Below are 22854 nucleotides of genomic sequence, written 5' to 3' on the forward strand. Positions count from 1 at the left end.
GGTCAACATTGCACTGCAGCGTTGCACCCGCGCGCCGTTTGGTCCATTGCAAGGCCATCAACAGGCCGTGTCTGGGGCATGGCACACGACCCAAAGAGCAAGCCACCCAAGGATTTCAAGGATGAGCAAAAAAACCTATCGGATCGCGGTCATTCCCGGCGACGGCATCGGCAAGGAAGTGGTGCCGGAGGGCCTGCGCGTTCTTGAGGCGGCCGCGAAAAAGCACGGCGTCGCCGTGCATTTCGATCATTTCGACTTCGCGTCCTGGGACTATTACGAAAAGCACGGCGAGATGATGCCGGAGGATTGGAAGGCCCGGATCGGCAAGCACGACGCGATCTATTTCGGCGCGGTGGGCTGGCCGGCAAAAATCCCCGATCACATTTCGTTGTGGGGCTCGCTGATCAAGTTCCGCAGGGAGTTCGACCAGTACGTCAACTTACGCCCGGTTCGGCTGATGCCCGGCGTGCCGTCGCCGCTCGCGAACCGCAAGCCCGGCGATATCGATTTCTGGGTGGTGCGCGAAAATACCGAGGGCGAATATTCTTCCGTCGGCGGGCGCATGTTCCCGGATACCGACCGTGAATTCGTCACCCAGCAGACGGTGATGACGCGCGTCGGCGTCGATCGCATTCTCAAATTCGCATTCGATCTTGCGGCATCACGCCCGAAGAAGCATCTGACCTCGGCGACCAAGTCCAACGGAATCTCGATCACGATGCCCTATTGGGACGAGCGCGTGGAGGCGATGGCGAAGAACTATCCCAAGGTCAAGTGGGACAAGTACCACATCGATATTCTCACCGCGAATTTCGTGCTGCATCCGGACTGGTTCGACGTCGTCGTCGGCTCCAATTTGTTCGGCGATATTCTCTCCGATCTTGGCCCGGCCTGCACCGGCACCATCGGCATCGCGCCGTCAGGCAATATCAATCCGGAAGGCAATTTCCCGTCGGTGTTCGAGCCGGTGCACGGCTCGGCGCCTGACATTGCCGGGCAGGGCATCGCCAACCCGATCGGCATGATCTGGTCGGGCGCGATGATGCTGGAGCATCTCGGCGAGAAGGAAGCGGCGGCCTCGATCGTCGGCGCCATCGAGCGCACGCTCGGCGAACGCACGCTGCGCACCCGCGATCTCGGCGGCAACGCGGATACGACCGCTTGCGGCAAGGCGGTCGCGGATATGGTGGATTAGGACTGCGAGATCACAAACTCGATCGTCGTCCCGGCCTTGAGCCGGGACCCATACCGCGTTGTGCTATCGGCTAAAGCAAGGTGGCTCACACCTGCGACGATCACGACCGCCGCGGCGTATGGGTCCCGGCTCAAGGCCGGGACGACAGAAATCCTATTTCCCCTTCGCGATCCGCCGGCAGTGCTCCAGCGCCGCCCCGATCAGATTCTCGCTCGCCTCCGGTGTGCGGAACGCAGAATGCGCCGACAGCGTGACGTTGGGCAGCTTGGTCAAGGGATGATCCGCCGGCAGCGGCTCGATGTTGAAGACGTCGAGGCCGGCATGGCGGATCTGGCCTGATTTCAGGGCCTCGATCATCGCTTCCTCGTCGACGATGGCGCCGCGCGCGGTGTTGACGAGGATGACGCCGAGCTTCATCGCCTCGATACAGGCACGCGAAACCATCCCGCGCGTCTCGTCGTTGAGCAGCAGGTGGATCGAGATGACGTCGCTCTCGCTCAGCAGCTCATCGAGTTCGACGAACTCGACCTTCGGGTGCTTCTTGGGTGACCGGTTCCAGGCGATCACGCGCATGCCGCTGCCGAGCGCGATCCGCGCGACTTCGGCGGCGATGCCGCCGTAGCCGATCAGCCCCAGCGTCTTGCCGGTCAGTTGCATGGCGTCATCGCGCAGCCAGTTGCCGGCGCGGATCCCGCGATCCATGCTGGCGAGGCCGCGCGCGCCTTCCCACATCAGCGCGATGGCGCATTCGGCCACGGCCGTGTCGCCATAGCCCTTGATCAGGTGCACCTCGATGCCGAGTTCGGCGAGCTCTTCCGGATTCATGTAGCTGCGCGCGCCGGTGCCGAGGAACACCACGTGCTTCAGCTCGGTGCACTTTTTCGCAATCTCGGTCGGCAGCGCGGTGTGATCGACGACGGCGATTTCAGCGCCGTCGAGCAAGGCCGGATACTGATCCGAGGTGATGTCGGGATCCCTGTTGATACGGACCTTGGGGTCACCGGGTTGTTCCAGCCGCTCGAAGATCACGGCCAGCGAATCATTGGCATCGACAAAAACACCGCGCACGGCAGTCCCTCCGGTTTTGATTATTTTATGACGCCACGCCGGCAAGCGCCAGCACGGTATGCATCAGGACGTTGGCGCCGGCGGTGCAGTCAGCCTGCGTGGCGTCTTCCAGTTCGTTGTGGCTGATGCCGTCCTTGCAGGGCACGAACACCATCGCCGCCGGCATTACCGTATTGAGGTTGCAGGCATCGTGGCCGGCGCCGGAGGTGATGCGGCGATGCGAATAGCCCAGCGCGGTGGCGGCGTTCTCGACGGCGTCGACGAGTTTCGGATCGAAATGGGTCGGCGGCTTGCGCCAGACCAAGTCGAGCTTGACGTCGACCTTGCGCCGGACCGCAATCTCGGTGATCGCCGCGCGCAAATCCCTGTCCAGCGCGTCCATGATCGCGGCGTCCGCGCTGCGGCAATCCATCGTAAAGGCGATTTCGCCGGGAATGACGTTGCGCGAGGGATTGGCGATCACGGCCTCGCCGATGGTACCGACCGCCTTCGGGCCGTGTTTCCTGGCGGTTGCTTCCATCGCCAGCACGATTTCCGACAGCGTCGCCAGTGCGTCGCGCCGCAACGGCATCGGCGTCGAGCCGGCATGGCTTTCGAACCCGGTGATCTTGCCGTCGTACCACAGCACGCCCTGGCCGGAATCGACCACGCCGATGGTCTTGTTCTCGGCTTCGAGAATCGGGCCTTGCTCGATATGCAGTTCGACGAAGCTGGAGAATTTCTGCCGGCCGACCGGGCTCTCGCCGCGATAGCCGATGCTGTCGAGCGCCTCCGCCACCGTGACGCCCTCGGCATCCTTGCGCGACAGAATGTCGTCGGTGGTGAAATCACCGACATAGGCGGCCGACGCCATCATCGCCGGCGCAAAACGCGAGCCTTCCTCATTGGTCCAGTTGCAGATGCAGATCGGCGTCTCGGTCTCGATACCGGCATCGTTGAGGGTGCGAACCACTTCAAGCGCGGCGAGCGTGCCGAGTATACCGTCGAACTTGCCGCCGGTCGGCTGGGTGTCGAGGTGGGAACCGACGCCGATCGGCGCCTTCGACATGTCGCGCCCCTTGCGCAGGCCGAACATCGAGCCGAGCGCGTCGACGTGACACTCGAGGCCGGCGGCTTCGCAGGCTTTCCGGAACCAGTCGCGGACCTGCTTGTCCTCAGGTCCGAGCGTCAGCCGCCGCACGCCGCCTTTCGGCGTTGCGCCGAATTTGGCGGTTTCGTGAATGGTGTCCCACAGCCGGGCGGAATCGATTTGCAGGTTGGATGCGATCTTGGTCATTGAGCCATTCCGGTCTTGATTGATGCTCACCCGATCCGCTTCAATGACGCGCCTGCAGCGGCGCGTCAACAACGACGCCACCTTGCGCGAGCGAGGCCGCCAATTCGGCCACCCGTTCGACCGCGATGGTGTCCGGAGAAGCCAGCCAGCTCGCCGAAAACGTCAACAATGGCATCTGCAGGTTGGTCGACAGCAATTGCAGCCTGCCATCCGCGATTTCGCTTTCGACGATCGCCGTTGGAATCACCGCAATGCCGAGGCCTTCGATCGCCATGTGTTTGACTGTTCCGAGCGAGGCGCTGGCGTGCAGGCGCATCGGTGGCAGGTCGGGTCGGTTGAACAGCGACCGGACGATTTCGTAAGGCGGCGTCTTGCGCGGAAAGGTGATGATGGGAAATTTGGCGAGGTCATGCACCGACAGCCGTTCCTTGCCTAGTCCGAGCGAAGGACTGGCAAGGAATCCAACCGAATAATCGCACAGCACCCGGTTGCTGATGGTCGGCCCCGTCACCGGCCCGAGCAGGAACGCCAGTTCGATCTCCTGCGCCAGCAGCCGGTTGCGCAAATTCGAGGTGATGTCGACTTCGATCTCGAGCGAGAGGTTGGGATAGGTGTGATTGACGCTCTTGATCAGCTGCGTCAGGAAGGTGTGGACGATGGTCTCGGCGACGCCGAGCCGCAGCACGCCGCGCATCGCCGAGTGGTCGCCGACCACAGCCAGCATTTCCGAACGCAGCCCGATCAGTTTCTCGGCATAGACCAGCAATTGCCGGCCGCTCGGTGTCGGCATCACCATGCGGCGCTCGCGCTGTAACAATCTCACGCCCACCTCGCGTTCGAGCTGGGCGATCCGCTGCGAGATGGCGGGCTGGGTGGTGTTGAGCTTCTGCGCAGCACCGCGAAAGCTGCCGAGCGTCACCACCCACATGAAGGTCTCGATTGCCTTGAAATCGACCATGCACCCTCTGCCCGCATATCGATAAATTAATTTTATCGATCTTGATTAAAAATGACGATTAGACATTATAATAGCCATATGCGGGAGTACATGTCGACCTGATTGGAGCTGTTGCAACGATGACCAGCTTGGCAAAGACGGAACGACCCGGCTTCGATACGGCGAATTTATCGCCCAGCGTCGCCGCCCGGCACGCCTGCCGGACCGGCATGGCCACCACCACGGCCGGTGTCGCCAACGGCTACGTGCAGGGCAATCTGGTGATCCTGCCGGAAAAGCTCGCGGCGTCGTTTCACCGGTTCTGCCAGCTCAACCCCAAACCGTGCCCGATCATCGGCATGTCCGATGTCGGTGATTTCAGAATTCCCTCGCTCGGCCTCGACCTCGACATCCGCACCGACCTGCCGCGCTATCGCGTCTGGCGCGACGGCGAAGTGGTGGAAGAGCCGACCGACATTACCGCGCACTGGCGCGACGACCTGGTGGCGTTCGTGATCGGATGCTCCTATTCATTCGAGGAAGCGTTGCTGGCGGACGGCCTGCCGATCCGCCACATCGAGCGCAATGTGCGCGTGCCGATGTACCGCACCAACATCGCCTGCGGCGCGGCGGGCCCGTTTGCGGGTCCAATGGTGGTGTCGATGCGGCCGTTCAAACCGGCGGATGCGATCCGCGCCGTGCAGATCACCTCGCGCTTTCCTTCGGTGCACGGTGCGCCCGTTCATCTCGGTCATCCGCATTCGATCGGGATCGCCGATGTCAACAAGCCCGACTACGGCGACGCGGTGCCGGTCGGGGACGACGAGATTCCGGTGTTCTGGGCCTGCGGTGTGACGCCGCAATCGGTGATCGCGGCGGCCAAATTGCCGTTTGCGATCACGCATGCGCCTGGATTGATGCTGGTGACCGATTTGCAGAACAAGGCGCTTGCCGTGCTTTGATGCAGCTCGTGCCGATCATTGAGGCTTTACCGTAACCGCCAACCGCTTCATCGATGTCAGCCGTTCAAAAGGGGATTTGCAATGACGATCACGCGCCGCAATGTATTGCTTGGAGCCACCGCTGCCGCCGCTCTCGCGCCGATCGCGGCCCGCGCGCAAACGCCCGAAGTGGTGATCGGCGTCACCTATCCGATGTCCGGCGCCAATGCGCAGATCGGCGTCGACGCGCAGCACGCCTATGTCACCGCCACCGACATCATCAACAACAAGCATGATTTCGAGCTGCCGCTGGCAAAGGATGCCGGATTGCCTGGCCTCGGCGGCGCCAAGATTCGCCTCGTGTTCGCCGACCATCAGGGCGATCCCCAGAAGGGCCGTGCCGAAGCCGAGCGCCTGATCACGCAGGAGAAAGTCTGCGCCATCATCGGCAGCTACCAGAGTTCGGTGGCGGTCACCATCAGCCAGATCTGCGAGCGCTATCAGACCCCGTTTGTCTCGGCTGACAACTCGTCGCCGAGCCTGCATACCCGTGGCCTGAAATTCTTCTTCCGCGCCGCGCCCCACGACGAAATGTTCACCAAGGCGATGTTCGACTTCTACGACGCCTTGAAGAAGAAGGGCACCAAGATCGAGACGCTGGCCCTGTTCCACGAGGACACCATCTTCGGAACCGACTCCGCGAACGCGCAGATCAAGCTTGCGAATGAGCGCGGATACAAGATCGTTGCCGACATCAAGTACCGTTCCAATTCGCCGTCGCTGTCGGCAGAGGTCCAGCAGCTCAAGTCGGCGAATGCCGACGTGCTGATGCCCTCGAGCTACACCACCGACGGCATCATGCTGGTCAAGACCATGGCCGAACTCGGCTACAAGCCGAAGGCCATCGTGGCGCAGGCCGCGGGCTTTTCCGAAAAGGCGCTGTACGACGCGGTTGGCGACAAGCTCGAGGGCGTCATCACCCGCGGCAGCTTCTCGCTCGATCTCGCCGCCAAGCGGCCGATGGTCGGCAAGATCAACGATTTGTTCAAGGCGAAGTCGGGCAAGGACCTGAACGACAACACCTCGCGCGAGTTCATGGGCCTGATCGTGCTGGCGGACGCCATCAACCGCGCCAAGTCGACCGACGGTGAAAAGATCCGCGCGGCGCTGGCCGCGACCGAAATCCCGGGCGAGCAGACCATCATGCCGTGGAAGCGTGTGAAGTTCGACGATCTGGGCCAGAACAACGACGCCGATCCGGTGCTGCTGCAATATATCGGCGGCAAGTTCGTCACCATCTCCCCGCCGCAAGGCGCGGTCGCCGAGGCCGTCTGGCCGATGAAGTAACGGCCGGACACGGGGGCGGGGGACATGACAGCCGAGACCATTATCCAAAGCCTGGCGAGCGGCCTCCTGATGGGGCTGCTCTACGGGCTGATTGCGGTCGGCCTCGCGCTGATCTTCGGCCTGATGGACGTCGTGAATTTCGCCCATGGCGAATTCCTGATGATCGCGATGTACGCGTCGTTCTTCCTGTTCGCGTTCTTCGCGATCGATCCATTGTTGGCGGCGCCGCTGGTCGCTGCGGCGTTGTTCGTCTTTGGCGCCGTGGTCTATCTCCTGATCGTGCGCTTCGCGGTCAGGGCAAAGGCCAATGCCGGCATGGTGCAGATCTTCTCCACCTTCGGGCTTGCGATCGTGATGCGCGGCGTGGCGCAGTTCTTCTTCACGCCGGATTACCGCAGCGTCACCCATTCATGGCTTGGCGGCAAAACCATCTCGATCGGCGGCATCTTCCTGCCCCAGCCGCAACTGATCGGCGCGGCGGTGGCGATGGCGGCCTTCGGCGGGCTCTACTTCTTCATCAACCGCACCGATTTCGGCCGCGCGCTCGAAGCCACCCGCGAGGATGCCGGCGCCGTGGCGCTGGTCGGTATCGACAAGAACCGCGTGTTCGCGCTCGGCTGGGGCCTCGGTGCAGCGCTGGTGGGTCTCGCCGGCGCCATCATGTCGATCTTCTTTTATATTTATCCCGACGTCGGTGCGTCGTTTGCGCTGATTGCCTACGTCACGGTGGCGCTGGGCGGTTTCGGCAGCGTGTTCGGGGCCTTTGCCGGCGGCATCATCGTCGGCCTGGTCGAAGCCACCACCGCATTGATCCTGCCGCCTTCGCTGAAGTCGGTCGGCATCTATGCGGTTTATCTCCTGGTCGTGTTCGTGCGGCCGCGCGGTCTGTTCGGGTCGATGTGATGGATACGGATTTCGCAAAACGCCGTCGCCGCGACCTGATCGTCGCATTCTGCCTCGCCGCCATCGCTGCCGTGGTGCCGCTGTTCGTCAAGGACTCCTACGTCCAGAACATCATGGTGCTAACGCTGATGTGGGCGGCGCTGTCGCAGAGCTGGAATATCCTCTCCGGCTATTGCGGACAGATCTCGCTCGGTCACGCGCTCTATTTCGGGATTGGCGCCTATACCACGACGCTGCTGTTCACCAAGTTCGGCGTCCTGCCGTGGTTCGGCATGCTCGGCGGCGGCCTGATATCGGCTGTCATTGCGATGGGGCTGGGCTATCCCTGCTTCCGCCTGCGCGGACATTATTTCGCGATCGCCACCATCGTCATTGCCGAGATCGGGCTCTTGCTGTTCCACAACTGGGATTGGGCGGGCGCGGCATTGGGCATCGAGATTCCCGTGCGCGGCGACAGCTGGCTCAAATTCCAGTTCGCGCGCAGCAAGCTGCCGTACTTCTACTTTGCGCTGGCGCTGGCCTGCGTCGCCTGGTTCGTCACCTGGTGGCTGGAAGATTCCAAATGGGGCTATTGGTGGCGCGCGGTGAAGGACAATCCGGACGCCGCTGAAAGCCTTGGTGTCGTCGTGTTCAATTCCAAGATGGGCGCAGCCGCGGTCTCGGCGTTTCTGGTCGCGGTCGGCGGCAGCTTCTATGCGCAGTTCGTCTCCTATATCGATCCCGAGAGCATCATGGGCTTTCACATCTCGCTGCTGATGGCGCTGCCCGCGGTGCTCGGAGGCATCGGCACGCTGTGGGGGCCGATGCTGGGGGCCGTCATCCTGATTCCGGTCACGGAATTGACGCGGTCCTATGCCGGCGGTTCCGGCCGCGGTGTCGATCTGATCGTCTATGGCGGCCTGATCATCGCGATCTCGCTGGCGCGGCCGCAAGGCCTGGTCTCGCTGTTCACGCCCAGGCGCAAGGAGGCGACGCGATGAGCACGCCCCTGCTGGAAACCCGCGGCGTCTGGCAACGCTTCGGCGGGCTCGTCGCCAACAGCGACGTCTCGATCTCGGTCGGGCGCGGCGAGATCGTCGGACTGATCGGGCCGAACGGCGCCGGCAAATCGACGCTGTTCAATCTGATTGCGGGCGTACTGCCGCCGACGCAAGGGACGATCTGGTTCGACGGCGAAGACGTCACCGCGCTGCCGGCAGCCGAGCGGTGCGTGCGCGGCGTGGCCCGGACCTTTCAGGTCGTGAAAAGCTTCGAGACCATGAGCGTGATCGACAATGTCATCGTCGGCGCGCTGATGCGAAACACCGTGATGCGCGTAGCGCGGCAGAAGGCCCATGAAGTGCTGGAGTTCTGCGGCCTGGCCGCGCGCGCCAATGTGCTCGCCAGCGATCTGGTCCCGTCGGAAAAACGCCGCCTCGAAGTGGCGCGCGCGCTGGCGACCGAACCAAAACTGCTGCTGCTCGACGAATGCCTGACCGGTCTTACGCCGCTCGAGGCCCAGACCGGCGTCGAACTGGTACGCAAGGTGCGCGACACCGGCGTTACCATTCTGATGGTCGAGCACGTCATGGAAATCGTGATGCCGCTGGTCGATCGCGCCATCGTGCTCGATCTCGGCAAGGTGCTGGTCGAGGGCAAGCCCGCCGACGTCGTTCGCGATCCGAAAGTCATCACCGCCTATTTGGGGGATCGTCATGCTGTCGGTGCATGAAGTCACCACCGCCTATCAGGGGCTGGTCGCGATCTCGGCTGTCACGATCGAGGTCGCCAAGGGCGAGGTCGTCTGCGTCGCCGGCGCCAACGGGGCCGGCAAGTCGACGCTGCTGAAATCGATCGCCGGCGCCGAGCGTCCGCGTTCCGGCACCGTCACCTTCGACGGCGAGCGGATCGACGGCCTGGCGCAGCATGTCATTACCTCGCGCGGCATCGCCTATGTGCCGGAAAACCGCCGGCTGTTTCCGCGGCTCTCGGTGCGCGACAATTTGCGGCTCGGCAGTTACCTCTATCGCGGCGAAGCCGACCGCGAGGCGCCGCTGGACCTGGTGTTCAAGCTGTTCCCTCGGCTGTCGGAGCGGCTGGATCAGCGCGCCGAAACGCTTTCGGGCGGCGAGCAGCAGATGTTGGCGATCGGCCGCGCGCTGATGACGCGGCCGCGGCTCTTGATGCTCGACGAGCCTTCGCAGGGCATCATGCCGAAGCTGGTCGATGAAATCTTCCAGGCGGTGAAACGCATCCGCGACACCGGCATGACCGTCTTGATCGTCGAGCAGCGGATGGCGGAGTGCCTCGAAATCGCCGACCGCGCCTACATCCTGCAAACCGGCCGCGTGCTGATGCAGGGCAGCGCGGCTGACATCAGGACCAATCCGGATGTAAGGAAGGCGTATCTGGGATTGTAGTTGTGTTAGCGGTGATGGGAGGCCTCTCCACGTCATTGCCTGCGACAAACGCGAAGCGTTTGCGCACGGGAGCGCAGCGACGAAGCAATCCATCTCTCCGGACGCGGCGCCATGGATTGCTTCGCTACGCTCGCAATGACGGGGCTGGCGGCAATGGCTAATCGTGCTCGTGCCCATGCTCCGGCAGCACCAGCCCGAACACCTTGGTCAAATCCGCCACCTGTTCCGGTGACAGATACCGCGGGTTCAGCCCGCGCAGCAGCAGATACAATTTCGCGGTTTCTTCCAGTTCCTCGATCGCGAACACCGCGGCTTCCAGCGTGTCGCCCGATACCACCGGGCCGTGGTTGGCGAGCAGCACGGACGAGTATTTGCCGGCCAGCCCCTTGATCGCATCCGCTACCGCGGGATCGCCGGGCCGGAAATACGGCACCAATGCGGTCTGGCCGCATTTCATCAGGTAATAGGGCGTCATCGGCGGCAATGCGGCGCGCGGATCGATCTCCGGCAGCATCGAGAGCGCCACCGAGTGGGTCGAATGCAGATGCACCACGGCGCGCGCGGCGCTGCGGGTCTGATAGAGGGCGGTGTGCAGCGGCACTTCCTTGGTCGGGGCGTCGCCGGAGACGAGTTTGCCGTCGGCTCCGAGCCGCGACAGCCGGGCCGGATCCAGCGAGCCGAGCGAGGCGTTGGTCGGGGTCACCAGCCAGCCACCATCGTCGAGCCTGACGCTGATATTGCCCGAGGAGCCCGGCGTCAGCCCGCGCTCGAACAGCGAGCGGCCGAGGCGGCAGATTTCCTCCCGAATCCTTGTCTCGCCCATGGCCCAAACCCCGTTTCGCGAGCCTTTTCTCACGCTTTGGCAGCGCGGCCAAGCCGTGATACCCAGAGGCAAAGCCGCAAGGGTCAGACTCCAAGAGCACAAGGAAACGCCACAATGCCAGAATCCGCAAAACCGCGCGCCGCCGTCATCGGGCTGGGCTCGATGGGCTTTGGCATGGCCACCTCGCTGCGCCGCGCCGGGTTTGAGGTGACGGGCTGCGACGTCTCGGCGGAGTCTGTGGCGCGGTTCGTGGCCGACGGCGGCAACGGCGCCAAAACCCCGGCGGAGGCGGCCAAGGCCGCCGATATCGTCGTCAGCGTCGTCGTCAACGCCGCGCAAACCGAAGCCATCCTGTTTAGCGCCAATGGCGTTGCGGAAACCCTGGCCAAGGGGGCGGTGTTCATCTCCTCCGCCACCATGGATCCCGATGTAGCGCGGCGGCTGGCGAAACAGCTCGAGGAAACCGGCCGGCTCTATCTGGACGCGCCGATCTCCGGCGGTGCGCAGCGCGCGGCGCAGGGCGAACTCACCATTCTGGCCTCGGGCAGCGCCGCCGCGTTCGCCAAGGCGCGCCCGGCACTCGATGCGATGGCGGCCAAACTCTATGAGCTCGGCGATGCCGCGGGGCAGGGCGCCGCGTTCAAGATGATCAACCAGCTATTGGCCGGCGTGCACATCGCCGCGGCCTCGGAAGCGATTACGTTTGCCGCCAAGCAGGGCCTCGACATCAAAAAAGTCTATGAGGTGATCACGGCCTCCGCCGGCAATTCCTGGATGTTCGAGAACCGCATGCCGCACGTGCTCGATGGCGACTACGCGCCGCGCAGTGCGGTGGAGATTTTCGTGAAAGACCTCGGCATCATCCAGGACATGGCTCGATCGGCGAAATTCCCGGTGCCGGTCGCCGCCGCCGCGTTGCAGATGTTCCTGATGACGGCGGCCTCCGGCATGGGCCGCGACGACGACGCCTCGGTGGCGCGGATGTATGCCCGCGTCACCGGCACGCATCTGCCGGGCGAGCCCAAATAATCGCGACACACAAGAGGACAGAACATGCCCCGCTTTGCCGCCAATCTCTCGATGATGTTCAACGAGGTCCCGTTCCTCGACCGCTTCGACGCCGCGGCGAAGGCCGGCTTCACCGCGGTCGAATTCCTGTTTCCCTATGATCATCCGGCGGAGACCGTCGGCGAGCGGCTGAAAAAGAATGGTCTGACGCAGGCGCTGTTCAATCTGCCGCCGGGCAATTGGGATGCCGGTGAAAAAGGCTTTGCCGCGCTGCCGGAGCGCTTTGACGATCTGAAGCGAAGCCTCGAGACGGCGCTGCCTTACGCGAAGGCGACCGGCGTCAAGCGGCTGCATCTGATGGCCGGCATCGCCAATCGCAGCGAACCGAAGGCGGTCGAGCAGTTTTACAAGTCGGTGGCGTGGGCGGCCGAGTTCTTCGCGCCCCATGGTCTCGACGTGGTGATCGAGCCGATCAATGCGCGCAACGTGCCCGGCTACTTCCTCAACGATTTCCTGTTCGCCCGCGATCTCATCACCGAATTGAAGATTCCGAACCTGAAGCTGCAGTTCGACATCTATCACTGCCAGATCATCCATGGCGACGTCACCATGCGGCTGCGCGAGATGATGCCAATCATCGGCCATATCCAGATCGCCAGCATTCCCTCGCGCAACGAACCCGACGGCGAGGAGTTGAACTATCCGTTCCTGTTCGCTGAGCTCGACCGGCTCGGCTATGGCGGCTTTGTCGGCTGCGAATATAACCCGCGCGGCAACACCACCGACGGCCTCGGCTGGTTCAAACCCTACGCCGGAGCAAAATCGTGAAATTGTCTTTGGGCTGCATCGCCGACGACTACACCGGCGCATCCGATCTCGCCAACACGCTGACGCGCTGCGGCCTGCGCACGGTGCAGACTATCGGCGTGCCCTCTGATGATCTCGCGCTGCCGGAAGTCGACGCGGTCGTGGTGTCGCTGAAGAGCCGCTCGATCGAGGCGGGCCTGGCCGTCACGCGCTCGCGATCGGCGGAGAAATGGCTGCGCAGCCGTGGCGCTGATCACGTGCTGTTCAAGATCTGCTCGACCTTCGATTCCACCGACGCCGGCAATATAGGTCCTGTGATGGATGCGCTGCGCGGCGACTCCGGCGATGCCATCGTGCTGGTGACGCCGGCCTTTCCGGAAACCGGCCGCACCGTCTATCAGGGCAATCTGTTCGTTGGCGCCGTGCCGCTGAACGAAAGTCCGCTGAAGGATCATCCGCTCAACCCGATGCATGATTCCAATCTGGTGCGGGTGCTGGCGCGGCAGAGCCAGACGAAAGTCGGACTGGTCGACCTTGCAACGCTCGCGCGCGGGGAAGCTTCTGTGCGCGCGCGTCTTGCCGATCTCGCCGGCAAAGGCATCGGCGCCGCCATCATCGACGCGGTGTTCGACCGCGATCTGGAAACCATCGGCAACGTCGCGCTCGATCATCGATTGTCGGTCGGCGCCTCCGGCATCGGGCTCGGCCTCGCGCGGGCGATGATGGCTTCCGGCAAGGCTAAATCGAACGTGACAAAGGCGAACGCCGATGCGCCGGTCGGCGGACCGGCCGCGTGCCTGGCCGGCAGTTGTTCGCAGGCGACGCTGCAGCAAATTGCCAATGCCGAAAAGGCGATGCCGGTCTTGCATCTCGATCCCGACCGCGTCGTTGCGGGCGCGGATGAGGCGCGGCGTGCGCTGGCGTGGGCAAAGGAGCGGATCGGTGAGGGCCCGCTGCTGATCGCGAGCAGCTCGACGCCGGATCAGGTCGCAGCTCTGCAATCCCGGCATGGCCGCGATGCAGCCGGACATGCCATCGAGCAGGCGATGGCCGACATCGCGGACGGATTGGTGCAGTCCGGCGTGCGCCGGCTGGTCGTCGCCGGTGGTGAAACTTCAGGCGCCGTGGTCGATCGCCTGGGGATTCCCGGCTTCCTCGTCGGCGCAGAAATCGCTGCAGGCGTGCCGGTTCTGCGCGCGGTGGGCGCGAAAAACGGCGAGATGCTGCTTGCACTGAAATCGGGCAATTTCGGCGGCGCCGAATTCTTTTCCGACGCACTCAAGCTGATGCGCTGAGCGTCCTACGCTATTCATTTCTCAGAGACTTCTGTCGCGTACCGTATTTTTACGGTGCGCCAAATTAACACAACCTGAGAACGAATAAGATTCTGCTGCGTGTAAGGGCGTCGACTTAACCCGCCCGTCGCAACCGGCGCGTCTTGCGCGCGTCCAAAACCAAGAGATTCCAACCCATGCTTGCCAAGTACTCGATCCGCGCCAAAATCATTACTGTCGTTGCCTTCCTGCTGGTCGCGATGACGGGCATGGGCCTGCTGGCGGTCCGCAACATGCGGGCGATGAACGCCGACACCGTCGATATCACGACCAACTGGATGCCGAGCGTTCGCGTGCTTGGCGACCTGCGCGCCGGCGTCTTCACCTACCGCAACGTGATCCGCGAGCACATGCTGGTCGGGACGCTGGAAGTAAAGCAGGCCCAGGAAAAAACCCTGGCGAGCGTGGTCGAGAACAACAACAAGATCCGCGCGCTCTACGAGCCGATGATCGCCTCCCCGGAGGAGCGTGCGCTCTACAAGGAATGGTCCGACCTCTGGGAGCGATACAAGAAGGGTACCGAGGAAGTAATGGCGCTGTCGCGCAGCGCCGTCGGCAAGGTTCCGCTCGAGGCGCATGAAATGAACTCGAAGACGGTCAACAAGATCGGACTCGAGGCCGACGCCGTCCTGAAGAAGGACATCGACCTCAACAACGCCGGTGCCGACCGGGCGGCTCAGAGCGCGGCTGACAGCTACGCGTCCGCCTTCATGATGCTGGCCGTGATTCTCGGCGCCGCCGTCATCATCGGCATTACCGTCAGCATCTATCTGGTTCGCGATGTCTCAACCGGCATCGCTTCCATCGTCACCCCGATGCAGGCGCTGGGCAAGGGCGACCTCAGCGCGGAAGTTCCGCATCAGGGCGAGAAGACCGAAATCGGCGCCATGGCAGACGCCTTGCAGGTGTTCAAGCAGGCGCTGATCGCGAAGAAGGCTGCCGACGAGGCCGCGGCCCTTGACGCCGAAGCCAAGATCGAGCGCGGCCGCCGGGTCGACGGCATCACCCGCAATTTCGAATCTGTCATCGGCGAGATCGTTCAGACCGTGTCGTCAGCTTCGACGCAGCTCGAAGCCTCGGCCGGCACGCTGTCGGCGACCGCCGAACGTTCGCAGTCGCTGACGACCGCGGTGGCGGCGGCCTCCGAGGAAGCTTCCACCAACGTGCAGTCGGTGGCGTCAGCGACCGAAGAACTGTCGTCGTCGGTCAACGAGATCAGCCGCCAGGTGCAGGAATCGGCACGCATGGCGACCGACGCCGTCGGCCAGGCCCGCGTCACCAACGACCGGGTCAGCGAATTGTCGAAGGCGGCGAGCCGGATCGGCGACGTCGTCGAACTGATCAACACCATCGCAGGCCAGACCAATTTGCTGGCGCTCAATGCCACCATCGAGGCGGCGCGCGCCGGCGAAGCCGGCCGCGGCTTCGCCGTCGTGGCGTCGGAAGTGAAGGCGTTGGCCGAGCAGACCGCGAAAGCCACCGGCGAGATCGGCCTGCAGATATCAGGCATCCAGGCCGCGACCCAGGAGTCGGTCAACGCAATCCAGGAAATCAGCGGCACCATCGAGCGGCTGTCGGAGATTTCGTCGACCATCGCCGCCGCGGTGGAAGAGCAGGGGGCCGCGACACAGGAAATCTCCCGCAACGTGCAGCAGGCGGCGCAAGGCACCCAGCAGGTCTCGGCCAACATCACCGACGTCCAGCGCGGCGCCAGCGAGACCGGCTCGGCTTCCTCGCAGGTGCTGTCGGCGGCGCAGTCGCTGTCCGGCGACAGCAACCGCCTCAAGCTCGAAGTCGGCAAGTTCCTGGATTCGGTCCGGGCAGCCTGACACCCGGCCGATCACCGGCGAAGAGCCCGGCTCCCAAGGGGGCCGGGCTTTTTCGTCCTGCAACCTTGCAGCGAAATCCGGTTGGGCTACTCGGTAGCCTCTACTGAGCTAAAATTAACCAGTCTTGTTTACAAGAGCACCATCTTTACGGCGCGCGCGCTGTTCGGTGGTTCCCGCTGGCCATCGCCGACTGCGCGTTTTGGGGAAATTTGGGGTTCGCTGACAATGATCAAGCTCAATCGCATCGGATATAAGCTGGGCCTGGCCGGCGCCGTCGGCATATTGCTGGCGGGCGGCATGGTGGCCAACCAGATGATGTCGGAACGGGCGATCGAGGCGGCAAACAGCCGTGCGGATCGCTCGCAGCGGGTCATCGACGCCGCGATAACAGCTAATTTGAACGGACGGCAGATCGAGCTTGCCGCGCGCAACATCCGCCTGTCGACAAAGGCCGCGGACGTCGAAAGGAACGCGGCTGAGCTCAATCGATTGAAAGCCACTGAAGCCAAGGCGTTGGATGACGCGCTGGCGATTGCGGCGATACCGGAGATCAAGCAGCGCCTGGAGAAAATCAGGTCGCTGATGAATTCCTACACGACTGGCGTCGATGAGCTGGCGAAGACGCAGCTCAATCTTCTCACGGTGATCGACAAGCGCTCGGCGATTTCGGCTGAATGGACCAAGGCGATCGAGACCCAATTGGCGTCACCCGCGCTGGCCAAGCTCGACAACAAGCTCGAGATCGAAAAGCTGCTGCATATGGCCGACGCCAAGGTCAACGCGTTGCGAGCCATGGTCTGGCGGCTGGGCGCCACCGGCGATGTCAGCCTGATCGCCCAGATCGCCAAGACCCAGGCCGCGCTCAAGGCCAATTTCAACCTGTTGCGGGGCGAGGCCGATGACCGCGATCTGCTGGTGGTGGTCAGTTCGCTGGATTCGATCGTCAAACGTTTCCTGGCCGCCAATGACGAAGTGGTCAAGATCGAGGAATTGAAGGCGGACATTGTCACCAACCGCACCGTCAAGTTTGCCCAGGAGGCGGGCACGCAGATGGATAGCCTGGTCGAAATAGCGCGAAAGAACTACACCACATCGAAGGAAGAAGCCGCCGCCGAGACCGAACGGGCCAGCACGGTCAGCCTCGCGATGGGTATCGTGGTGATTATCGCGCTGTTTGCATCGATGGTGTTTTCCTTCCTTGGGATCTCCCGTCCGATGATGCGCCTGAACGGCGCGCTGGGTGAGATGGCCGGCGGCAACCTCGACGTCGTGATTCCCGGCGCCAGGCGCGGCGACGAAATCGGCGACCTCGCCAAGACGGTCACGATCATCAGAGAGAATGCCGAGCAGAAGGCCCGCGACGAAGCCGAGACGAAGATCAAGCAGGACCAGATCGCCGCCCGGCAGCGCAAGGACGACATGATCAAGCTCGCCGATAACTTCGAGACGGCGGTCGGCGAGATCGTCGAGACCGTGTCGTCGGCCTCGAGCGAACTGGAAGCCTCCGCCGGCACGCTGACGTCGAACGCCGAGCGCGCCCAGGAACTGACCACGATGGTGGCCGCAGCCTCCGAGGAAGCTTCCACCAACGTGCAGTCGGTGGCGTCAGCGACCGAAGAGTTGTCCTCCTCGGTCAACGAGATCAGCCGTCAGGTTCAGGAATCGGCGCGGATGGCCACTGCGGCCGTCGACCAGGCCCGCACCACCAACGACCGCGTCAGCCAATTATCGAAGGCGGCGAGCCGGATCGGCGACGTCGTCGAGCTGATCAACACCATCGCCGAGCAGACCAATCTCTTGGCGCTCAACGCCACCATCGAAGCGGCGCGCGCCGGCGATGCCGGCCGTGGTTTCGCGGTCGTGGCGTCGGAAGTGAAGGCGCTGGCCGAGCAGACCTCCAAGGCCACCGGCGAGATCGGCCAGCAGATATCAGGCATCCAGGCGGCGACCCAGGACTCCGTGAACGCGATCAAGGAAATCAGCGGCACCATCGAAAAGCTGTCGGAGATCTCCTCGACCATTGCCGCGGCCGTCGAAGAGCAGGGTGCTGCGACGCAGGAAATCTCCCGCAACGTGCAGCAGGCCGCCCACGGCACCCAGCAGGTGTCCTCCAACATCACCGACGTGCAGCGCGGCGCCTCCGAGACCGGCTCCGCCTCCACGCAGGTTCTCTCCGCCGCGCAATCATTGTCGGGCGACAGCAACCGTCTCAAGCAAGAGGTCGGCAAGTTCCTCGACTCGGTGCGCGCGGCCTGACCATAACGGGATGACGATACGAAAGCCCGGCCTCCCGAAGGGGCCGGGCTTTTTGCATTTGGTTGCCTGCGTTTGCGGAACGGTGGGCTCCGTACTTCTACCGTACCTCAACCCGCCATCCGGCTGGTCGGCGTGCTGCCCGGCCCGAGCCGGGGCCAGCAGCTATGCCAAGGAAGTGAAGGACGGCTGCGCTGCCCGCGTTGGCTATTTGGCCCCGGTTCGGCTAAATCAGCGCGGTTGAACTGGCCTTTTTTTGGATGCCGGTTCTCAGCCCTTCACAGGCCTCGGGATTGCCTCCTAGATGATCGCACTGGTCCGTATTGCGCTGAGCCGGCCCTATACTTTCGTCGTGCTCGCGCTGCTGCTGCTGATCATCGGACCCTTGGCCGCGCTGCGCACGCCGACCGACATCTTCCCGGATATCCGCATCCCCGTCATCGGGGTGGTCTGGAACTATACCGGCCTGCCGCCTGACCAGATGTCCGGGCGTATCATCACGCCGTTTCAGCGGGCGCTGACGACCACCGTCAACGACATCGAGCACATCGTCGCCAATTCCTACACCGGCATCGGGATCGTCAAGATCTTCTTCCAGCCGGGCGTCGACATCCGTACCGCCAACGCCCAGGTGACGGCGATCTCGCAGACGATGATCAGGCAGTTGCCGCCCGGCGCGACCCCGCCGCTGATCCTCAATTACAGCGCCTCCACCGTTCCGATCATCCAGGTTGCGCTGTCCGGTGAAGGGCTGACCGAACAAAACCTCGCCGATATCGGCATCAACCAGTTGCGTACCCCGCTCGTCACCGTGCCGGGCGCGGCTATTCCCTATCCGTTCGGCGGCAAGCAGCGTCAGGTCCAGATCGACCTCAATCCGGCCGCGCTGCAGGCCCGCGGCCTGTCCGGGCAGGACGTCGCCAACGCGCTCGCCGCGCAGAACCTGATCACGCCGGTCGGCACCCAGAAGATCGGCCAGTTCGAATACACCATCCAGCTCAACAACTCGCCGCTTCGAATGGAAGAGCTCGGCGACCTGCCGATCAAGGCGGTGAACGGCGCGATGGTCTATGTTCGCGACGTCGCCTCCGTGCGCGACGGCAATCCGCCGCAGACCAACATCGTTCACGTCGACGGCAACCGCTCGGTCCTGATGATGGTGCTGAAGGCGGGTGCGACCTCGACGCTCGATATCATCGCGGGCATCAAGCAGAAGGTGATCGAGGTCAAGGATTCGCTGCCCGACACGCTGAAGATCGGCTTCATCGGCGATCAGTCGGTGTTCGTGCGCGGCGCCATCGAGGGCGTTGCCGTCGAAGGCGTCATCGCCGCGCTTCTGACCAGCGTGATGATCCTGCTGTTCCTCGGAAGCTGGCGCTCGACCATCATCATCGCCGTCTCGATCCCGCTGTCGGTGCTGGGCGCTATCATCATGCTGTCGGCGATCGGCGAGACGCTCAACATCATGACGCTCGGCGGGCTGGCGCTGGCGGTCGGCATCCTCGTCGACGATGCCACCGTCACCATCGAGAACATCAACTACCATCTGGAGCAGGGCAAGCCGGTCGAGCAATCGATCCTGGATGGCGCCAACCAGATCGTGACGCCGGCCTTCGTCTCTTTGCTGTGCATCTGCATCGTGTTCGTGCCGATGTTCTTCCTGCAGGGCGTGGCGCGCTTTCTGTTCGTGCCGATGGCCGAAGCCGTCATGTTCGCGATGATCTGGTCGTTCCTGCTGTCGCGCACGCTGGTGCCGACGATGGCGAAGTATCTGCTCCAGCCGCATGTCCATCATGAGGGCGGGCCGCCGCCGACGCGCAATCCGCTGGTGCGCTTCCAGCGCGCCTTCGAGGCGCGGTTCGAGCGGATTCGCGCCGGCTACCACGATCTGTTGTCGATGGCGCTGGGACGGCGGCCGCTGTTCGTCACCGGCTTTCTTGCCGTGGTCGCGCTGTCCTTCCTGCTGGTGCCGTATCTCGGACGCAACTTCTTTCCGGCGGTCGATGCCGGCAACATCCTGATGCATGTCCGCACCCAGGTCGGCACCCGCGTCGAGGAGACCGCCAACCAGCTCGCCGACGTGCAGAAGGCGATCCGCAAGATCATTCCGCCCGGCGAGATCGAAACGCTGACCGACAATATCGGCATGCCGATTTCCGGCATCAACATGACCTACAACAACACCGGCGTGATCGGACCGGCGGACGGCGACATCCAGATCAAGCTCAGGGAAGGCCACCGGCCGACGGATGAGTACGTCCAGATCTTGCGCGAGCAATTGCCGCGGCTGTTCCCCGGCATGAACTTCTCGTTCCTGCCGGCCGACATCGTCAGCCAGATCCTGAACTTCGGCGCGCCGGCGCCGATCGACCTGCAGATCCGCGGCGCGGACATGAAGGCGAACTTCGACTATGCCAACAAGCTGCTGAGCAAGATTCGCCGCATTCCCGGTATCGCGGACGCGCGCATCCAGCAATCGCCCAATGCGCCGACCTTCAACATCGATGTCGACCGCACCCGGGCGCAATATGTCGGTCTGACCGAGCGCGACGTCACCAACAGCCTCGTGGTCAATCTCGCCGGCAGTTCGCAGGTCGCGCCGACCTTCTACCTCAACCCCGACAACGGCGTGTCCTATTCGATCGTGATGCAGACGCCGCAATACAAGATGGACTCGCTCAGCGCCCTGCAGGCGCTGCCCATTACGGCGACCGGCAATCCGCAGGCGCCGATCCTGGGCGGCATAGCGGACGTGAGGCGCTCGGCCTCCAGTGCCGTCGTCTCGCAATACGACATCCAGTCGATGGTGCAGATCTACGCGACGCCGCAGGGCCGCGACCTCGGCGCGGTTGCCGCCGACGTCCGGACCGCGATGGCGGAGACGGCGAAGGACGTGCCAAAAGGAAGTTCGGTGGTGCTGCTCGGCCAGGTGCAGACCATGAACAGCGCGTTCTCGGGCTTGCTGTTCGGGCTGCTCGCTGCCGTGGTGCTGATCTATTTCCTGATCGTGGTGAACTTCCAGTCCTGGTCCGATCCGTTCGTGATCATCACGGCGCTGCCCGCGGCCCTGGCCGGCATCGTCTGGATGCTGTTCACGACGCAGACCACGCTGTCGGTGCCGGCGCTGACCGGCGCCATCATGTGCATGGGCGTTGCCACCGCCAACAGCGTGCTGGTGATCAGCTTTGCGCGCGAGCGTTACGAGGAACTCGGCGATCCCATCGCGGCGGCGCTGGAAGCCGGCTTCGTCCGCTTCCGCCCGGTCCTGATGACGGCGCTGGCCATGATCATCGGCATGACGCCGATGGCGCTCGGGCTCGGCGAGGGCGGTGAGCAGAATGCGCCGCTCGGGCGGGCGGTGATCGGCGGCTTGATCTTCGCCACCATCGCCACCCTGATGTTTGTTCCCGTGGTGTTCAGTATGGTACACAAGAAACAGGGCGTCATTGCCGACGCCGCACCGGAGAGCCCGCATGACCACTGAACAACGCCCGCCGGTATCGCGCCGGAAATTGGGCCTATTCGGGGTCGTGGCGCTGATCGGGGCGGGGCTGATCGTCGCCACCGGCATCCGGGCGCGCGAAGAATCCGGCGCGAAGCTGCGCGAATGGACCGACAACCAGGCGGTTCCGAGCGTCGCCGTCGCGTTCCCCAATGCCCGCGCGCTCAACCCCACCATCGATCTTCCGGGCCGGCTCGAAGCCTATTCGCGCGCTCCAATATTCGCGCGCGTCAGCGGCTATCTGAAAAGCTGGAGCGCCGATATCGGCGCCAAGGTCAAGGCAGGCCAGGTAATCGCGGAGATCGAGGCGCCCGACCTCGACCAGCAATTGCTGCAGGCCCGAGCTGATCTTGTGAGCCAGCAATCGAGCGCGCGGCTGTCAGAGGCCACGCTGAACCGGCGCAAGACGCTGCTCGCCTCGAACTTCGTTTCGATGCAGGAAATCGACGAGCGCACCGCCGACCTCGCCAACAAGAAGGCGGCCGTCAATTCCGGTACCGCCAATGTCGAACGGCTGGAGGCGCTGGCGGGTTACAAGAAGATCACGGTTCCGTTCGACGGCATCGTCACCGCGCGCGAGACCGATGTCGGTGCGCTGATCAATGCCGGTGGCGGCACCGGGCCGGCGATGTTCGTGGTGTCAGACATCACCAAGCTGCGCGTCTATGTCAACGTGCCCCAAAGCTATGTGCCCGCGATCAAGATCGGCGCAAAGGCCGCGCTCACGATGCCGGAATATCCGAACCGCAGCTTTGCGGCGACGGTGGAGGCCTCCTCGCAGTCGGTCGAGGTGGCATCCGGCACGACGCGGATGCAGCTGGCGCTGGATAATTCGAGCGGCGAGTTGATGCCGGGCGGCTATGCCAGCGTGCGGCTGAACCTGCAGCGCGACGCCGTGCCGCTGCATATTCCCTCCAGCGCTCTCATTTTCAACAAGGACGGTTTGCGGGTCGCGACCGTCGGGCCTGACGACAAGGTGCTGTTCAAGACCGTGACCATCGCCCGCGATCTCGGCCGCGAGATCGAACTCGCCTCCGGCGTCGCCCCCGACGACCGCATCATCACCGCGCCGCCCGATGGCATCGCCGACGGCGATCCGGTCCGCGTCGTCGGCGCCGCCGCCAAGGGCAAGCCGACGACGGCCTCGGAAAAGCAGGACGTGAAGGGGTAGGGCGAGCTTCCTTAACCTCGCCCCGCTTGCGGGGAGAGGTCGGCGCGTAGCGCCGGGTGAG

The 22854-nt window shown here is 63.7% G+C and carries 18 protein-coding genes; 14 read left to right on the forward strand and 4 right to left on the reverse strand.

Going from position 1 to position 22854, the window contains the following annotated elements:
* Positions 1 to 121: 121 nt before the first annotated feature.
* Positions 122 to 1195: a tartrate dehydrogenase gene (locus JQ600_RS14295; RefSeq protein ID WP_212385772.1), complete on the forward strand. Its 1074-nt coding sequence runs from the start codon at positions 122 to 124 to the stop codon at positions 1193 to 1195.
* A gap of 153 nt (positions 1196 to 1348) precedes the next feature.
* Here JQ600_RS14295 and JQ600_RS14300 read toward each other — a convergent pair whose 3' ends face one another.
* Genes JQ600_RS14300 through JQ600_RS14310 form a run of 3 tightly spaced genes read right to left on the reverse strand, consistent with a single transcriptional unit; the run spans position 1349 to position 4497 of the window.
* Entirely contained in the window at positions 1349 to 2263 is a 915-nt protein-coding gene (locus tag JQ600_RS14300; protein WP_212489958.1) for an NAD(P)-dependent oxidoreductase, read from the reverse strand.
* A 25-nt stretch (positions 2264 to 2288) separates the two neighbouring features.
* Positions 2289 to 3539, reverse strand: coding sequence for a Zn-dependent hydrolase (locus tag JQ600_RS14305; RefSeq protein ID WP_212268385.1), 1251 nt, complete (start codon positions 3537 to 3539; stop codon positions 2289 to 2291).
* A 40-nt stretch (positions 3540 to 3579) separates the two neighbouring features.
* Complete coding sequence (locus JQ600_RS14310) at positions 3580 to 4497, reverse strand: LysR family transcriptional regulator (protein ID WP_212268383.1); 918 nt, start codon at positions 4495 to 4497, stop codon at positions 3580 to 3582.
* A 119-nt stretch (positions 4498 to 4616) separates the two neighbouring features.
* On the opposite strand from JQ600_RS14310, the gene JQ600_RS14315 reads away from it, so the two are divergent.
* The 6 genes from JQ600_RS14315 (at position 4617) to JQ600_RS14340 (ending at position 10066) form a co-directional block, all read left to right on the forward strand.
* Complete coding sequence (locus JQ600_RS14315) at positions 4617 to 5438, forward strand: putative hydro-lyase (protein WP_212385771.1); 822 nt, start codon at positions 4617 to 4619, stop codon at positions 5436 to 5438.
* A gap of 81 nt (positions 5439 to 5519) precedes the next feature.
* Positions 5520 to 6764: an ABC transporter substrate-binding protein gene (locus JQ600_RS14320; RefSeq protein ID WP_212385770.1), complete on the forward strand. Its 1245-nt coding sequence runs from the start codon at positions 5520 to 5522 to the stop codon at positions 6762 to 6764.
* Between the two features lie 24 nt (positions 6765 to 6788).
* Positions 6789 to 7667, forward strand: coding sequence for a branched-chain amino acid ABC transporter permease (locus JQ600_RS14325; RefSeq protein WP_212268377.1), 879 nt, complete (start codon positions 6789 to 6791; stop codon positions 7665 to 7667).
* Positions 7667 to 8647: a branched-chain amino acid ABC transporter permease gene (locus JQ600_RS14330; protein ID WP_212268375.1), complete on the forward strand. Its 981-nt coding sequence runs from the start codon at positions 7667 to 7669 to the stop codon at positions 8645 to 8647. Before JQ600_RS14325 ends, JQ600_RS14330 begins: the two co-directional genes overlap by 1 nt.
* Positions 8644 to 9378, forward strand: coding sequence for an ABC transporter ATP-binding protein (locus tag JQ600_RS14335; RefSeq protein WP_212268373.1), 735 nt, complete (start codon positions 8644 to 8646; stop codon positions 9376 to 9378). Before JQ600_RS14330 ends, JQ600_RS14335 begins: the two co-directional genes overlap by 4 nt.
* Positions 9362 to 10066: an ABC transporter ATP-binding protein gene (locus JQ600_RS14340; protein WP_211997511.1), complete on the forward strand. Its 705-nt coding sequence runs from the start codon at positions 9362 to 9364 to the stop codon at positions 10064 to 10066. Before JQ600_RS14335 ends, JQ600_RS14340 begins: the two co-directional genes overlap by 17 nt.
* Positions 10067 to 10223: 157 nt before the next feature.
* Here the strand turns inward: JQ600_RS14340 and JQ600_RS14345 are convergent, their stop codons facing one another.
* The gene (locus JQ600_RS14345) at positions 10224 to 10889 is read right to left on the reverse strand and encodes an aldolase (protein WP_212385769.1); all 666 of its coding nucleotides are present in this window, start codon (positions 10887 to 10889) and stop codon (positions 10224 to 10226) included.
* Positions 10890 to 10925: 36 nt separating this feature from the next.
* Between JQ600_RS14345 and ltnD the strand changes: the two genes are divergently transcribed.
* From ltnD to JQ600_RS14380, 7 genes are all read left to right on the forward strand, one after another.
* Positions 10926 to 11918: an L-threonate dehydrogenase gene (ltnD, locus tag JQ600_RS14350; protein WP_249132926.1), complete on the forward strand. Its 993-nt coding sequence runs from the start codon at positions 10926 to 10928 to the stop codon at positions 11916 to 11918.
* A gap of 24 nt (positions 11919 to 11942) precedes the next feature.
* Positions 11943 to 12725 (forward strand): 2-oxo-tetronate isomerase, encoded by a 783-nt coding sequence (gene otnI / locus JQ600_RS14355; protein WP_212385768.1) that lies wholly within the window; start codon positions 11943 to 11945, stop codon positions 12723 to 12725.
* Positions 12722 to 13999: a 3-oxo-tetronate kinase gene (otnK, locus tag JQ600_RS14360; protein WP_212385767.1), complete on the forward strand. Its 1278-nt coding sequence runs from the start codon at positions 12722 to 12724 to the stop codon at positions 13997 to 13999. The genes otnI and otnK overlap by 4 nt, the downstream gene beginning before the upstream one ends.
* 176 nt (positions 14000 to 14175) lie before the next feature.
* The gene (locus JQ600_RS14365; protein WP_212489959.1) at positions 14176 to 15867 is read left to right on the forward strand and encodes a methyl-accepting chemotaxis protein; all 1692 of its coding nucleotides are present in this window, start codon (positions 14176 to 14178) and stop codon (positions 15865 to 15867) included.
* Between the two features lie 228 nt (positions 15868 to 16095).
* A complete protein-coding gene (locus tag JQ600_RS14370; RefSeq protein ID WP_212489980.1) occupies positions 16096 to 18123 on the forward strand; it encodes a methyl-accepting chemotaxis protein in 2028 nt (675 codons plus the stop codon).
* A 301-nt stretch (positions 18124 to 18424) separates the two neighbouring features.
* Positions 18425 to 21604 carry an efflux RND transporter permease subunit gene (locus JQ600_RS14375; RefSeq protein WP_212385765.1) on the forward strand — a complete coding sequence of 1060 codons (3180 nt, stop codon included), beginning with the start codon at positions 18425 to 18427 and terminating at the stop codon, positions 21602 to 21604.
* Entirely contained in the window at positions 21594 to 22793 is a 1200-nt protein-coding gene (locus tag JQ600_RS14380; RefSeq protein ID WP_212385764.1) for an efflux RND transporter periplasmic adaptor subunit, read from the forward strand. Before JQ600_RS14375 ends, JQ600_RS14380 begins: the two co-directional genes overlap by 11 nt.
* Positions 22794 to 22854 lie beyond the last annotated feature (61 nt).

It is taken from the genome of Bradyrhizobium sp. AUGA SZCCT0176, from assembly GCF_018130145.1.
In the GTDB taxonomy this organism is placed as follows: domain Bacteria; phylum Pseudomonadota; class Alphaproteobacteria; order Rhizobiales; family Xanthobacteraceae; genus Bradyrhizobium.